Below are 14,771 nucleotides of genomic sequence, written 5' to 3'. Positions count from 1 at the left end.
TTCCCCTATAACCGAGGTTTTGCGCAATGAATACGGGCATTTCTTGAGGCGATTGGTCGTTACGCCAGATAAAAGGAAGACCCCACGGAGTGGGGCCTTCCTTTATTACTCAGCTAGAAAATTCAAAGCGATTGCAAGGAAATGGTCGCGCTTTGAGAGTTTTGCGTGCTGTCCGCATCCATCCACACCCATTGCGTACCGTCGCCTTGCAGATTGTTGGTAATGCTCTGGATCTGCGAGTAAACGATCTTGACGTTCCCAGCCGCACTGGCAGTAGGCCCAATGTTGGTAACCTGATTGGCAAGGAGGCCGTTTGAAGTCTCATTGACGACGAACACGGTCGCTTGCGCCTCACGGAACTGGCAGGAGAGGAACTGTGTAATGGTACTGGTGATCGTCAGGTTCATCCATTTCGAGGGGGGTACCGCATAGTAACGGGAGTACTTGTTGAACGGATGCTGCTCACCATCGGCCGGCAGCGGATAATTGGTCAGCCCCGATGTATTGGTCGGCATGCTGACACTTCCCAGCCAGATTTCCACCTGTGACTTACCGCTGTTGCTGGGCAGTGAAACCGAAATGGTTTGAGTATCGGTGCCCGAGACAAAACCCAATGATGCCAGGCCTGCATTGGCCGTGGTGCCAGGGACTGTGATCTGTACGGGCGGCAGGCTATTGCTCCAGTTTACGGAGACAGTTGAATTGGTGTCATTTTGAGCAGAGTTGTAGATAAAGATGCCATAAAGCTGGCCGGGGCTAAGCGCGGTACAGGTGGCTGTATCACCTGCGGTGAGCGTAATGCGTTGTCCGCCGTTCCAGTTAATTTGGGCAGCTGAGATAGCGACACTTTCCATGTTGGAGTTCCTTTTCCTGTTGTGGGGGTATAAGGATGGCGCACAACAATTATCCTTACCTGCGCTGTGCGTGGAAAAGATATTAGTTGAAGGCAAGTAACGGTCAAGTGACTGTCAGGATATTTTTAATTAACCAGTCTCCTCTTCTGCGACAGTTGGGTTGACTCGGCAGAAACCTGCTGTGACCATCTGTTTTGTTAATATAATTCAATAAGATAGGATTCTGATATGGAATCAGAAACAGTGGTGCTGGAAAGGTGGAAGAGGTCAAGGAGTTGAAGTCGTTGGTGCAGTCAATTGCTTGTATTTATTTTTTTGGAATAACTGCAATTATGAAGTGTTATAAATTTTATTGTTGGAGTGGGAAATATAAAGTTGTCAATAGCCGATTGTCTTTTGCCTGGCTCGATGTTGCAGGGTGTATCTTTAAATTGTAATAACGATATATCTAGAAAATATAAGAGACGAAAAATATAGCACCCACGGCAGGTCCTGAATTCAGGACCTGCAATGGCAGAGGAGGCATGTGGGGCGCGGATTTCAGCCCAACTGCCGCCGATATGGCAAATCCGGCCCGGTCTTGCTGCAGGTCAGGGCGGCGGCGCTAACGGCGAACCTGAGCATGGCTTCGATCTGCTCCTTGCTCAACTGATGCAAACCGTCGACCGAATCCAGTTGCTGCTCGGTGAGCCAGGCAATCAGCGCCGCCTGGAAGGTGTCGCCGGCGCCGACAGTGTCGGCGACTACTACATTGACAGGCGGTACGGACCACGAACCATGACGACGGCTGAACACCGTTGCGCCTTCGCCGCCACGGGTCAGGAACACCAACTGACAGCGATGCTCCAGCCAGCCTTCGATCACGCGCTGCGGATCTTGCTCGGGGTACAACAGGCTCAAGTCTTCATCGCTGACCTTGATCAGGTCGGCCAGCTCCACCAGGGTGGCAATCCGCGAACGCCACAACTCGATGTTTGGCTCGGGATTCAGGCGCACGTTCGGGTCGAGGCTGATCAGGCGCTTGCCGCTTTCCCGCTGAACCAGCGCCAGCAAGGTATCGGCAATCGGTTGCACCACCAACGAGAACGAGCCGATGTGCAAGCCGCGGACTTCAGGCCCCAGTTCTGGCAGATGCTCCAGCTTCAATTGCCGGTCAGCGCAACCCTCGCCACGAAAGCTGTAATGGGGTGAACCATTGGCGCCGACCGCGACCATTGCCAGCGTGGTCGGCGCGGCAAAGTCCACGAGGTAGTCCGGGCGCACACCTTCATCCTGCAGCACTTGCTGCAAACGTCGGCCGAGGTAGTCGGTCGACAGCCCGGCAAACAGCGCGGCATCGACGCCCAAGCGGCGCAAACCGACCGCCACGTTGAACGGCGAGCCCCCGGCAATCGCCTTGAAATTCACTTTGGACGCCAGGCCGCTGGCATCGTCTTCACTGAAGAAATCGAATAGCGCTTCACCACACACCAGATACATAGTTTTCGCTCTTTAAAGGGTTGCGACATGCTGTTGATAGCGTTCGTAGGCCTGCTGACAGGCCAGTACATTTTCTGCAATCGGTAAGGTTTCACTGGCCGGATCGAGCGTTACGCAGCGCTCACACAAATCGGCCAGGCTGTCTTCATGCCCGTTTGCCCAGGATTTGCACCACGCCGCCTGAATCGCTGCGCCAAGGGCCGCGGCTTCGCTGTGTTCGGTACAAATCACCGGCGTATTCATGATGTCGGCGACGATCTGCCGCCACACCGGGCTCTTCGAGCCGCCGCCGGTCAGGCAGATGCTACGGCTTTGTAAACCATTCTTGCGCAGCAGGTCCAGCCCGTAACGCAAACCGAAGGTGGCGCCTTCCACCACGGCACGACACAGGTTGGCCCGGGTCAGGTTGGTCATGGTCAACCCCAGCAGGCTGCCGCTGGCATGGGGCAGGGCGGGAACGCGCTCGCCATTGAGGAACGGCAGCATGCACACGCCTTCGGCACCGATCGGCGCTTGCTCGACCAAGGCGTTGAACGGTTCGATATCCAGTTCGAACAACTCGCGAATCGCCCCGGTGGCATTGGTCAGGTTCATGGTGCAGATCAGCGGCAGCCAGCCGCCGCTGGAGGAGCAGAACGTTGCGACCGAGGCGTCCGGGCTGACATTTGGTTGTTCGGCATAGGCGTAAACCGTCCCCGAGGAACCAAGGCTCATGGTGATCGCGCCGGGCTTGATATTGCCGGTGCCGATCGCGCCCATCATGTTGTCGCCGCCGCCACTGGAGACCAGCGCCTTGGGGTTGATGCCCAGATGCGCGGCGATGTTCGGCAGGATCGTGCCGACGGGCTGGTGGGCATCGATCAGTTCCGGGAGTGCGGCTTGCAGGCGACCGGTGGGGTCGATGTCGCGCAGCAGTTGCAAGTCCCACTGGCGGGTGCACACGTTGAAATAACCGGTGCCTGAGGCGTCGCCGTACTCGCTGCAACTGCGGCCGGTGAGCCAGTAGTTGAGGTAGTCATGGGGCAGCAGAATGCGGGCGATCCGGGCGAACACCTGCGGGTGTTGTTCTTTGGTCCAGAGCAGTTTGGACACGGTGTAGCCAGGCGCGATGACCACGCCGAGGCGTTCCAGAGAGCCTTTTTCGCCGCCCAGATGGGCGAGCAAGCGGTCGTTCTCCGGGGTGGATTCGGTGTCGCACCAGAGCTTGGCCGGGCGCAGTACCTGACCTTGATCGTCGAGCAGGACCAAACCATGTTGTTGGCCGGAAACACCGATGCCGAGGATGGCCTGACCGTCCACATCCGCCGCAAACAGCGCGCGGCGGGTGGCGAGGGTAAAGGCTTCCAGCCATTGGGCCGTGTCTTGTTCGCGACGGCCGCTGGCACCGCTGAAGAGGCTGTGGACGGCGGCGCCTTGGCCGAGGACCTGGCCGCTATGCGCATCGAGGATGACGGCTTTGGTGCCTTGGGTGCCGCAGTCGATGCCCAGGAATAATTGTTGGTTTGCCATGGAAGATCCTTGGATCGTCAGGTCGATATCAGTGAGCCCAATCGCGAGCAGGCTCGCTCCCACAGGAGATGTTTAGAGGACACAGGATTTGTGTTCGACAACGATCTAATGTGGGAGCGAGCCTGCTCGCGATGACGGCGGTCAATTGACCACCATTCTTACGCCAACACCCGCTCCAGCGTCCGCGCCACCCCAACCTCCCGCAAGCTGTTACAGCACCATTCGAACGCCTCGACGAACTCCAGAGAACGCGGTATCGCCGTCCCGAAAATCTCCTCAACCTCCAGCAACCGCTGAGTGATCAACGCATCATCGGCCACCAGCGCCTGACAGAATGCCGCCCGCGGATCGGGAATCGAATAGGCGTGGCCATTCTCATCCACACCTTTGAGGTACAGCGCCCACGCCGCCACCACCAGCGCCGCACGCTTGGTCTCCTGGCCATCGGCAATCAAACGATTGATCGTCGGCACAGTGAACTTTGGAAACTTCGATGAGCCGTCCGAACACACCCGCTCCAGCTGATCGGCAATCGCCTGATTGGAGAAGCGCGCCACCAGCGTGGTTTTGTACTCGGTTAAATCGATGCCCGGCACCGGCGCCAGTTGCGGCGTTACGTCCAGGTCCATGTAGGCGCGCATGTAGCGCACGAGCAGCGGGTCATTCATGGTTTCGTGAACGAAGCGGTAACCTTTCAAAAAGCCCAGATAGGTCAGGGCCAGGTGGCTGCCGTTGAGCAGTTTGATCTTCATCTCTTCGTAAGGCGTGACGTCGTCGGTGAATTGCACGCCGACCTTTTCCCAGGCCGGGCGACCGTTGACGAATTTGTCTTCCAGCACCCACTGCACAAACGGTTCGCAGACCACTGGCCAGGCGTCGTCGAGGTTGTGTTTGTCGTGCAGTTGCAGACGATGTTCGGTGCTGGTCATCGGTGTGATGCGGTCGACCATGGCGTTGGGGAAGCTCACATGACTCTCGATCCAGTCGCGCAGATCGGCATCGCGAAGGGCAGCGAACGCGAGCAGGGCTTTACGGGTCACCGCGCCGTTGTGCGGCAGGTTATCGCAGGACATCAGGGTGAACGCGGGCGTGCCGGCCGCACGGCGTTTGGCCAGCGCGGCGCAGAGGAAACCGAACACGGTTTTCGGCGCGTTCGGGTGAGCGAGGTCGTGCTGGATCTGCGGCAGGTGCGCCATGAACTCGCCGTTGCTGTCGTCGATGCAGTAACCGCCTTCGGTGATGGTCAGCGAGACGATGCGGATCTCGGGGTTGGCGAGTTTGTCGATCAGCGCCTCGGCGCTGTCTTCGGCCAGCAACATGTCGCGGATGGCGCCGATGACCCGCACTTCGCTGTCGTCGCTATCGCCGAGTTCTAACAGGGTGAACAGGTAATCCTGCTCTTGCAGATCGTCCCGGGCGCGGCGGTCTTCGGCGCGCAGGCCGACCCCGCAGATGGCCCAGTCCAATGCTTCGCCGGTGCTCATCAAGGCGTCGGTGTAGTACGCCTGATGCGCGCGGTGGAAACCGCCGACGCCAATGTGCGCGATGCCCTGGCGGGTGTCGCTCAGGGTGTAGGCGGGCAGGGCCACCTCGGGGGCGAGGCGGTTGAGGTTGTGTTTATTCAGTTTCATCACAGGCTCTCGAATCAGGCTGCGGCGCGCAGAGGGCGGGTCAGCGCCACACCGTTGGCATCGAATAAATGGCAGTGTCCGGCGTCCAGGCGCAGGCTCAGGGTTTCGCCATAACGGCTGGCCAGATCGCCGCGAACCCGCATGGTCAGGGCTTCGCCGGAAGACGTCAGGACGTGACAGAAGGTGTCGCTGCCCAAACGTTCGCTGACATCGGCGGTGACTTGCAGCGTACAGTCGCCGGCTTGCGCCAGCTCCAGGTGTTCCGGGCGAATACCCAGCGTCACTGCGCCGCCGACGCTCAGGTTGGCACCGCTCAGCGGCAGGGTGATGCGGGTGCCGGCGTCCAGCAGCACTTCGCAGCTTTGACTGTCAACGCGGGTGACTTTGCCCTTGAGGAAGCCCATTTTCGGTGTGCCAAGAAAACCGGCGACAAACAGATTGGCCGGCTGGTGATACAGGTCCAGTGGCGAACCGACTTGCTCGATCTTGCCGCCATTGAGCACGACGACTTTGTCGGCCATGGTCATGGCTTCGACCTGGTCGTGGGTCACGTAGATCATCGTGGCTTGCAGTTCTTTGTGCAGGCGCAACAGTTCCAGGCGCATCTGCACCCGCAGGGCGGCGTCGAGGTTGGACAACGGTTCGTCGAACAGGAAGATTTTCGGGTTACGCACGATGGCCCGGCCGATGGCCACGCGCTGACGCTGACCGCCGGACAGCTGTTTCGGCTTGCGCTCCAGCATCGGCCCGAGTTCCAGAATGCGCGCCGCTTCGCCGACTTTTTTCTCGACTTCGGCTTTTGCTACACCGGCCAGGTCGAGGGCGAACGACATGTTTTTGCGCACGCTCATGTGCGGGTACAGGGCGTAGGTCTGGAACACCATCGCCAGGTCGCGCTTGGCCGGGCTGACTTCGGTGATGTCGCGGCCGTCCAGTTCGATGGTGCCGCCGCTGACTTCTTCAAGGCCGGCGATCAACCGTAGCAGGGTGGATTTGCCGCAACCCGATGGGCCAACGAATACCACGAATTCCTTGTCGTTCACTTCCAGATCGATGCCCTTGATGATGGAAAAGCCTTCGAAGCCTTTTTGCAGGTTTTTTATTTTCAGGTTGGCCATGGGGGCCTCCGCTTGAGTTAATTCAATTGCGCCTGGTGAGCTTTTTGTGGGAGCGGGCTTGCCCGCGATGGCGATTTAGCAGCCGACATCCAGGTTGAATTTGCCGACGTCATCGCGGGCGAGCCCGCTCCCACAGGGTTTTGTGTCAGATCAGGATCCGGGGACTTTCATTTCACTGCGCCAAACGACAGGCCGCGAACCAATTGTTTCTGGCTGATCCAGCCGAAGATCAGGATCGGCGCACAGGCCAGGGTCGAGACCGCCGACAACTTGGCCCAGAACAGACCTTCAGGGCTTGAGTACGAGGCAATCAATGCGGTCAGTGGCGCGGCCTTGGACGAGGTCAGGTTCAGCGACCAGAACGCCTCGTTCCAGCACAGGATCAGCGACAACAACACCGTGGAAGCCAGGCCACCTTTGGCGATCGGCAGCAGCACCCGGACCATTTCCTGCCACAACGTGGCGCCGTCCAGACGTGCGGCTTCGAGAATGTCCTTGGGGATGTCTTTGAAGTAGGTGTAAATCATCCAGACCACGATTGGCAGGTTGATCAGGGTGTAAATCACGATCAGCGCGATTCGCGTATCCAGCAGGCCAAAGCTCTTGGCCAGCAGGTAGATCGGCATCAGCACGCCCACCGGTGGCAGCATTTTGGTGGAGAGCATCCACAGCAACGTGCCTTTGGTGCGCTGGGTTTCATAGAACGCCATCGAGTAGGCCGCCGGCACCGCGATCAGCAGGCACAGGGCCGTGGCGCTGAAGGAAATCACCACCGAGTTCCAGGCGAAGCTGAAGTAATCGCTGCGCTCGTTAATGTGCAGGTAGTTCGCAAGCGTCGGCGTGAAGATGAACTGCGGCGGCGTGGCGAACGCGTCGATTTCGGTCTTGAAGCTGGTCAGCACCATCCAGAATATCGGGAAGAAAATCAGGATCGCGATGGCCCAGGCCAGAGTGCCGAGCAGCAGGCTTTGCAGGCGACGGGATTGTTGAAGAGTCATGGCGCAGGCCTCAGGCTTTGTCTGTCAGGTTTTTGCCGATCATCCGCACCAGCACGATGGCCGCGACGTTAGCTATCACCACCGCGATCAAACCACCGGCGGACGCCATGCCGACGTCGAACTGCACCAGCGCCTGGTTGTAGATCAGGTAGGCGAGGTTGGTCGAGGCGTAACCGGGGCCACCGTTGGTGGTGGTGAAGATTTCGGCGAACACCGACAGCAGGAAGATGGTTTCGATCATCACCACCACTGCGATCGGCCGGGCCAGGTGCGGCAGGGTCAGGTGCCAGAAAATCGCGATGGGACCTGCACCGTCCAGGCGCGCGGCTTCTTTCTGCTCCTGGTCGAGGGACTGCATGGCGGTCATCAAAATCAGAATCGCGAAGGGCAACCATTGCCAGGACACAATGATGATGATCGACAGCAGCGGGTAGTGTGCCAGCCAGTCCACCGGCTGCGCGCCGAACAGCTTCCAGATGTAGGCGAGAATCCCCGAGACCGGGTGAAAGATCAGGTTTTTCCAGATCAGCGCACCGACGGTGGGCATGATGAAGAACGGCGAAATCAACATCACCCGCACGATGCCGCGACCGAGAAACTCACTGGCCTCCAGCAACGCGCTGATCAACACGCCGAACACCACACTGATCAGCAACACGCTGCCTACCAGCAACAGGGTGTTGGTGGCGCCGGGCAGGAAACCCGAATCGCTCAGGAAGTAGCTGAAGTTCTCCAGCCCTACGAACTGGTTTTCACCGGGGTAGAGCAGGTTGTAGCGGATCATTGAAAAGTAAACGGTCATGCCCAGCGGCACGATCATCCACAGCAGCAACAACGCCACCGAGGGGCTGACCAGAAACCAGCCGGGGTTGGTCAACCGGCTTTTACGCACCGGTTGGGGGATGTCCATGTGAGCTTTGACAGTGGTTGAAGTATTCATGGCGATCAGAACCGATTCATGCAGACCTATGAAGATCTAATGTGGGAGCGGGCTTGCTCGCGATGGCGGTGTATCAGTCACCCAAAATGTTGAATGTGAGGCCGTCATCGCGGGCAAGCCCGCTCCCACAGAAGGCGGGAGCGGGTTGCGCTGGTTACTTGGGATAACCGGCGCGCTTCATCTCACGTTCGGTGGTTGACTGGGCGGCGGTCAGGGCCTGGTCAACCGTGGTCTGGCCGATCAACGCGGCCGAAAACAGCTTGCCGACCTGGGTGCCCACGGCCTGGAATTCAGGAATGGTCACCAACTGGATGCCGATGTAGGGCACCGGTTTGGCGCTCGGCTTGCTCGGGTCGGCTGCCTTGAGCGATTCCAGCGTCACCTTGGCGAACGGCGCGGCATTCATGTAGGCCTCGGTGTAGGTCGAGGCGCGAGTGCCTGGCGGCACGTTGGCGATGCCGTCTTTTTCCGCGACCAGGGCACCGTATTCCTTGGAAGTGGCCCAGGCGCTGAACGTTTTCGCCGCGTCCTTGGCCTTGGAACTGGTCGGAATCGCCAGCGCCCAGGAATAGAGCCACGCCGAGCCTTTGTCGGTGGTCTGGTGGGGTGCGTAAGTAAAGCCGACGTGGTCGCTGACCTTGCTTTGGGTTTTATCGGTAACGAACGAGCCGGCAACGCTGGCGTCGACCCAGATCGCGCATTTGCCGCTATTGAACAGCGCGAGGTTTTCGTTGAAGCCGTTGCTGGAAGCACCCGGTGGGCCGGATTTTTTCATGGTGTCGACGTAGAAGTTCAGCGCGTTCTTCCACTCGGGCCCGGTGAATTCCGGCTGCCACTTCTCATCAAACCAGCGTGCGCCAAAGGCATTGGCGACGGTGGTGATCAGCGCCATGTTTTCGCCCCAGCCGGCCTTGCCGCGCAAGCATATGCCGTACTGTTCTTTATCTTTATGGGTGAGTTTGCTGGCAAATTCGCCGATCTGTTCCCAGGTTGGGCGTTCGGGCATGGTCAGCCCGGCGTCCTTGAACAGGTCGGTGCGGTAATAGGTGATGGAGCTTTCTGCGTAGAACGGCAGGGCGTAGAGCGAGCCCTTGACCGACAGGCCTTCACGCACAGAAGGGAAAACGTCGTCGAGGGCGTAGCTGGCCGGCAAATCCTTCATCGGCTCCAGCCAACCCTTGGCGCCCCAGAGTGCGGCTTCGTACATGCCGATGGTCAACACATCGAACTGCCCGCCTTGGGTGGCGATGTCGGTGGTCAGGCGTTGGCGCAGGACGTTTTCTTCAAGCACCACCCAATTGAGCTTGATATCCGGATGCTCGGCCTCGAAGGTTTTCGAGAGCTTTTGCATGCGGATCATGTCGCTGTTGTTGACGGTGGCGATGGTCAGGGTCTGGGCGGCGAGGCTGACGCTGCTGAGGGTCATGCAGGTAAGAGCAAGCAGAGCTTTTACAGAAGGTTGCATCGTGCACTCCTTTTCTGCACCGGGCGGGTCACAGAAGGACAGTTATTGTTTTTGTGTCTTCCTGCGCAAGGAAGAATGTGCACTGATTACAGCCTTCAATCGATGGGCTGACAAATCATCCATCGCACTGTGATCGATACTATTTTGCACTGAGGTTGAGGGGCAGAGGTGCATGGCACGGCTTTTCAGCCGTCTGCATCAATTGAATTCGTACAGGTTTTAGGCTTGAAACCTGTACTTGAGGTGCACCACCTGTGGGAGCGGGCTCGCTCGCGAAGAGGCCGGCACATTCAACATCGAAGCCGCCTGACACGCCGCCTTCGCGAGCAAGCCCGCCCCCACATGGATTGCGTTAACCCAGGTTTTGCTCGGTCAGCCGCTGCACCACCAACCGCCGGTAGTGCGACGGCGTCATGCCCTTGAGTTGCTGGAAACGCCGGTTGAAGTTGGAAATATTGTTGAAGCCCGACTCGAAACACACATCAGTCACCGGCTTGTTGCCATCGGCCAGCAGCTCGCAGGATTTGCTGATGCGCAGGCGATTGACGAACTCGATGAAGCAGCGCCCGGTGGCCTGTTTGAACACGCGACTGAAGTAGGTCGGGGTCAGACCCAAGTGCTCGGCGACTTCTTCCAGAGGCAGTTCCCGGGCGTAATGAGCAAAGATGTAATCCACCGCCCGGTTGGTACGGTCGATATTGTGTTCATCGGCCAATTGCGGGGTCGTGGCACCGGAAAGCAACTGATAGTCATCGGACGTCGCCAGCAACTCCAGCAGAATGAAAAAATACCCGAGCCGGGTCATGCCCTGGGTATCGGCAATGCGCTGCATCAAGGTCATGGCCTGGCGGATGGTGCGCTTGCAGCGAAACTCGATGCCGTACTGTGCGCGTTCCAGCAAAGGCGCAAGGGTCTTGAGTTCGGCGAACACCTGATGGCCGCTTTCGAACAGCTCGTCAGTGAAGTTGACCAGCATGTCGCGCTTGGGCACCACTTCGTCTTCGGCCACCTGGCTGATCCAGTTGTGGGGCAGGTTGGGGCCGGTCAGGAACAGTGTTTCCGGGTAGAAGTTACCGATGTAGTCACCGATGAATACCTTGCCGGAGCTGGCGACGATCAGGTGCAGCTCGTATTCCTTATGGAAATGCCAGCGCACCAACGGGCAGGGAAAACCGTGCTGGCGGTAGATGATGGACAACCCGTTATGGTCATCCATCAACTCGTAGGAGGGGTCTGTCACGCGGGCTGTTCGGGTCATGTCAGGACACTTTTCTTGTTATCGCCAGCGGATCATGCCTCGTTCCGCGCCTGCTGTGCCAGCCTGCCGCGACTATCGCTTATGGCCGTTCATGCAATCTATGGCCATAAACCGCTTTCATGCTGGTGGCGATCCAGCAGTAGCGGACGATTTGCGACTCGTCAAAGAAATCGGTGTTGATGATGCTGCACCGGGTGACCCTGTCGCGGGAAGAATGAAACCAGTCATCGATATGGTTTTTGATGTGCTGCGGACCGCCCAGCGCCGAGTAGCAGGTCGCCGACAACGACCAGAGGAAAGTCTCGTAAGGAGCCTCTGCAAGGGTGGTCTTGATATGGGATTGAAGATCGCTGGTGTCGCTGAATACCTTGCCATTCCACTTGTGAGGAATTCGCGGCCAGAAATACTCACTGTCCAGCCCAGGTTTCATCTGTGCTGCCATGACAATGCGGCGCTTCGAACTGGCGCGCTTGAGCTGTTCCACAGTACTCAATCCATCCGAGGCAGAAATCAGACGCGTGCCCAGGCGGCGCATCAGAAAATCATTGAGTTGCTTGTAGTCGAAAGGCTTCGACCCATCACCCAACTGGTGGAAGTCGAGCACGATGAACTCGTCCCGATTTTGATCGAGGAATGTCGTCACCGCGTCGACCAGCTCATCAAGGATGCGGTGGGACTGATAACCGTTGTGATGAAAGTAGAAAACCGGTACTTCCGGGCCGGCGACGCAACCGAGCCGGATATCGAACGCCCGAGCCCCGTTGGCCAGTTGCCAGGCAAAGGAATCGTTCTGGCAGGTCGTCCAATTGCCGATCACCACCTCATGGTTGGGGGCTCTTTTGTCCATGCCGGCATTGTGCGTGCCGGGCCAGACGATATCGGTCAGCTTCAACCGGTCGATATCCGGTACGTTGCTCATCCACTTCTGCTTGTCGAACGTGATTGCAGTGCTGCGGGTCATGACAGTTCCTTGTCGCTGACTTCGCCCCATCCGTGGGCCGAAGAAATTCACGGGGTGGATGTGGCTGCATGCCCCATCCGTTTCATGACCCAGCATAGAAGTGCACGGCAGCATTGCCAGCCATGGAAATATATCCACAAATATGGCCACCTGATATTGCGATGGCTAGTTGATTTTCTGGCTGGCTTTTTTCAAGTTGACGGTTCGGCAGCAGGAAACAATTTTGCTCTCTTCAATAAAGTCGACGTTGATGATGTTGCACTTTATCGCCCAGTCGCTGTTTTGAGGGTCAAACCATTTATCGAGCTCTGTGTGAATGTCGACTGGCCCGCCGAGCACACTGTAGCTGGTGGCGGAAAGCGACCATGGTGCCCATGTACCTGGCGGGTATTTCAGCACCTCGACAATGTATTGCTGCAGGTCAGCGGAGCCGACGATGGTGTTGCCGATCCACTTGTGTCTGATTCGCTCGAGAAATACGCGTCGATCCAACGCACTGTCTGGCGGCGCAGCGACCAATACGCGTTGTTTCGCGCTGATCTCTTTCAGTTGGCCCAGGCTGAGATGCCGATTTTGTGCTGGAATAATTTGATCTCCCAGCAGTTGAAGTATCGTGGCGTTGAAGTAAGCGAAATCGAATGAGTCACCTTGCAATTCGTGAAAGTCTACGATAATGAACTCGTCGGGGTTCTGGCCGAGAAACGCTTTGATATCGGTTATAAGTTCACCGAGTGTTCGAGAGTTGCGATGGCCGTTGTGGTGAACACGAAACTTTCCGAGCCCCACGGCTTTGGGTTCCCAGATCAAACGGACATCGAGCGCGCGGGAGCCATGGCGAAGCTGGGCATTAAAAGAATCGTGCTGGCACGCGAGCCAGTGACGAGGGGGGCTCAGCAGCGGGTAGGAGGCTTTCCAGTCGCTCCCGGCGTTGTGAGTGCCGGGCAGTGTAAGTTCCAACAGCGATAAGTTGTCAATGGCCGGTGTTACTGTCATCCAGTTATGGGGCGAGAAGTGATCTGGTTTATCGTTATTCATGTAAGTATTCCTGCGTGGATAATTAAGAGCGCCACCGTTTTAGTTGGTGAAGTGGCGCAGGCAGGAAGTTTTAATTGATTGTTTTGGTGTTGGCCAGGCTTGGTGTGATGCCAAGTATGTAAGTCATGAAGCTTGAGGTTTATAAAGTTCGGTTTTTTGCCTCAATCCATTGCGACATATATTGAGTGCTTTTGTGCGAGTGATGACGCAGCATGCTGCCGGTGAAGTTGTCCCGTCTTAGTTGGGGAAGGCGTTGTAGGCAATCGCGCAGTCTTTCAACGAGTGCCACGCCATGCATTGATTGTTGATAGCGGTCGCTCAGCAGTGTTTTCCCTAATAACTGCGCTTGTCTCCAGTCCGATTCATTTTTATACAACTGAACCGCGCAGTCCGCGAACGCCTGGGCACTTTGAGCAACAGCACCGGGCCACGGATGATCGCCTTGCATGCCCTCTGCACCAATGGGTGTCGTGACACTTGGCGTGCCTGTGAGCATCGCGTCAACGAGTTTGCCCTTGATGCCGGCACCGAAGCGCAAGGGCGCCAGGCACACCCTGGCTGCAGACATGACTTGCAATGCATCTTCTGCCCAGTTCATTACATGAAAACCCTGGGCCGCATTGTGCAGTGCTGTGGCTTTCGGCGGCGTATAGGCGCCATAGATGTGTAACTGCGCAGTGGGGAGTTGCTGGCGGATCAGCGGCCAGATCGTATTCTTCATCCAGAGCACCGCATCCCAGTTGGGGGCGTGACGGAAATTGCCGATGCTCAGGAATTGCGCCCGGTGTTCAAAGGCTACCGGTGGCACGCTCGGTGGATCGACCATCAGCGGACACCAGTGCAACAAGGTGCGGGGCAATTTGAACTGCTCGACCAGCAACTCGATCTCCACTTCGGAGATCATCAGATTCAAGTCACAGCGATACAGCGCGGCAATCTCCCGTTTCGCCAGATCGGTATCGGCCATGAGCTCGAATTCTTCACGCAATGCAGGGGCGAATAACTCACTGAAATCGTTGGCGTCGTCACTGGCCTTCAAGCGCTCCTTGAGCCGCTGATGCCGGGCATGCCGCAGGCTTTGCAGGTCCGAGGTCTCTAGCACGCGCAAGGCGTCGGGGCAGCGCTTTTCGACGCGCCAGCCAAACTGCTCCTCGATCATGAACTGGTCGAACAGGACGATGTCCGGCGCCAGTTCGCCGATGAAGGTGTCGAAACTGCTGTTGTTGAGTTCGATCGGCACTTCGCGGATGCCCAGCTCGGTCAGATCGGCCTTGTGCTCGCCGGGGCCTGCTGGGCTGGCGAAGGTGATGTCCCAGCCTTGCTGCAAAAAAGTCTCGAGGATTTGCATCACGTGCCCGCTGGCCGCTGAAGAACGGGGCTCGGGCCAGACGTAACCGATGACCAGGACTTTGGTGACGGGAGGCTGAGTCATGACCAGTGATCCTTTGCAGCAAGCGAGGGGACAAAAAAGGGCGCAATTAAACCACAGTACAGTAGTGGTCGCATGCGCCCTGTTTCAGAAA

Annotated in this window: 12 protein-coding genes; all 12 read right to left on the bottom strand. The window is 57.8% G+C overall.

The window, feature by feature from the left end; all coding sequences use genetic code 11:
- Nucleotides 1-122 precede the first annotated feature (122 nt).
- Entirely contained in the window at nt 123-854 is a 732-nt protein-coding gene (locus tag LOY38_RS15205; protein WP_258695923.1) for a hypothetical protein, read from the bottom strand.
- 540 nt (nt 855-1,394) lie between these two features.
- Nucleotides 1,395-2,333: a carbohydrate kinase gene (locus tag LOY38_RS15200; RefSeq protein ID WP_258695922.1), complete on the bottom strand. Its 939-nt coding sequence runs from the start codon at nt 2,331-2,333 to the stop codon at nt 1,395-1,397.
- A gap of 12 nt (nt 2,334-2,345) precedes the next feature.
- Nucleotides 2,346-3,842: a xylulokinase gene (gene xylB / locus LOY38_RS15195; RefSeq protein WP_258695921.1), complete on the bottom strand. Its 1,497-nt coding sequence runs from the start codon at nt 3,840-3,842 to the stop codon at nt 2,346-2,348.
- A gap of 158 nt (nt 3,843-4,000) precedes the next feature.
- Nucleotides 4,001-5,473: a mannitol dehydrogenase family protein gene (locus LOY38_RS15190; protein WP_258695920.1), complete on the bottom strand. Its 1,473-nt coding sequence runs from the start codon at nt 5,471-5,473 to the stop codon at nt 4,001-4,003.
- Between the two features lie 14 nt (nt 5,474-5,487).
- A complete protein-coding gene (locus LOY38_RS15185; protein WP_258695919.1) occupies nt 5,488-6,591 on the bottom strand; it encodes an ABC transporter ATP-binding protein in 1,104 nt (367 codons plus the stop codon).
- 167 nt (nt 6,592-6,758) lie between these two features.
- Nucleotides 6,759-7,589 carry a carbohydrate ABC transporter permease gene (locus LOY38_RS15180; RefSeq protein ID WP_140668699.1) on the bottom strand — a complete coding sequence of 277 codons (831 nt, stop codon included), beginning with the start codon at nt 7,587-7,589 and terminating at the stop codon, nt 6,759-6,761.
- Nucleotides 7,590-7,599: 10 nt separating this feature from the next.
- Nucleotides 7,600-8,529: a carbohydrate ABC transporter permease gene (locus LOY38_RS15175; RefSeq protein WP_408980516.1), complete on the bottom strand. Its 930-nt coding sequence runs from the start codon at nt 8,527-8,529 to the stop codon at nt 7,600-7,602.
- Nucleotides 8,530-8,683: 154 nt separating this feature from the next.
- Nucleotides 8,684-9,994, bottom strand: coding sequence for a sugar ABC transporter substrate-binding protein (locus LOY38_RS15170; RefSeq protein WP_258695918.1), 1,311 nt, complete (start codon nt 9,992-9,994; stop codon nt 8,684-8,686).
- A gap of 352 nt (nt 9,995-10,346) precedes the next feature.
- Nucleotides 10,347-11,252 carry an AraC family transcriptional regulator gene (locus LOY38_RS15165; RefSeq protein ID WP_258695917.1) on the bottom strand — a complete coding sequence of 302 codons (906 nt, stop codon included), beginning with the start codon at nt 11,250-11,252 and terminating at the stop codon, nt 10,347-10,349.
- A gap of 79 nt (nt 11,253-11,331) precedes the next feature.
- Entirely contained in the window at nt 11,332-12,213 is an 882-nt protein-coding gene (locus LOY38_RS15160) for a phospholipase (protein ID WP_258700731.1), read from the bottom strand.
- Nucleotides 12,214-12,378: 165 nt separating this feature from the next.
- Complete coding sequence (locus LOY38_RS15155; protein ID WP_258695916.1) at nt 12,379-13,248, bottom strand: phospholipase; 870 nt, start codon at nt 13,246-13,248, stop codon at nt 12,379-12,381.
- A 139-nt stretch (nt 13,249-13,387) separates the two neighbouring features.
- Nucleotides 13,388-14,680, bottom strand: coding sequence for a glycosyltransferase (locus LOY38_RS15150; protein ID WP_258695915.1), 1,293 nt, complete (start codon nt 14,678-14,680; stop codon nt 13,388-13,390).
- Between the last annotated feature and the right edge of the window lie 91 nt (nt 14,681-14,771).

The sequence above is a fragment of the Pseudomonas sp. B21-015 genome (assembly GCF_024749285.1).
GTDB lineage: Bacteria > Pseudomonadota > Gammaproteobacteria > Pseudomonadales > Pseudomonadaceae > Aquipseudomonas.
This window is presented reverse-complemented; position numbering and strand designations above follow the sequence as displayed.

Excerpts from the sequence above, each read along its gene's own strand:
- LOY38_RS15185 (WP_258695919.1), bottom strand. The coding sequence starts at position 6,591 with ATGGCCAACCTGAAAATAAAAAACCTGCAAAAAGGCTTCGAAGGCTTT.
- LOY38_RS15200 (WP_258695922.1), bottom strand. The coding sequence starts at position 2,333 with ATGTATCTGGTGTGTGGTGAAGCGCTATTCGATTTCTTCAGTGAAGAC.
- LOY38_RS15190 (WP_258695920.1), bottom strand. The coding sequence starts at position 5,473 with ATGAAACTGAATAAACACAACCTCAACCGCCTCGCCCCCGAGGTGGCC.
- LOY38_RS15150 (WP_258695915.1), bottom strand. The coding sequence starts at position 14,680 with ATGACTCAGCCTCCCGTCACCAAAGTCCTGGTCATCGGTTACGTCTGG.
- LOY38_RS15180 (WP_140668699.1), bottom strand. The coding sequence starts at position 7,589 with ATGACTCTTCAACAATCCCGTCGCCTGCAAAGCCTGCTGCTCGGCACT.
- LOY38_RS15205 (WP_258695923.1), bottom strand. The coding sequence starts at position 854 with ATGGAAAGTGTCGCTATCTCAGCTGCCCAAATTAACTGGAACGGCGGA.
- LOY38_RS15170 (WP_258695918.1), bottom strand. The coding sequence starts at position 9,994 with ATGCAACCTTCTGTAAAAGCTCTGCTTGCTCTTACCTGCATGACCCTC.
- LOY38_RS15175 (WP_408980516.1), bottom strand. The coding sequence starts at position 8,529 with ATGAATACTTCAACCACTGTCAAAGCTCACATGGACATCCCCCAACCG.
- LOY38_RS15155 (WP_258695916.1), bottom strand. The coding sequence starts at position 13,248 with ATGAATAACGATAAACCAGATCACTTCTCGCCCCATAACTGGATGACA.
- xylB (WP_258695921.1), bottom strand. The coding sequence starts at position 3,842 with ATGGCAAACCAACAATTATTCCTGGGCATCGACTGCGGCACCCAAGGC.
- LOY38_RS15160 (WP_258700731.1), bottom strand. The coding sequence starts at position 12,213 with ATGACCCGCAGCACTGCAATCACGTTCGACAAGCAGAAGTGGATGAGC.
- LOY38_RS15165 (WP_258695917.1), bottom strand. The coding sequence starts at position 11,252 with ATGACCCGAACAGCCCGCGTGACAGACCCCTCCTACGAGTTGATGGAT.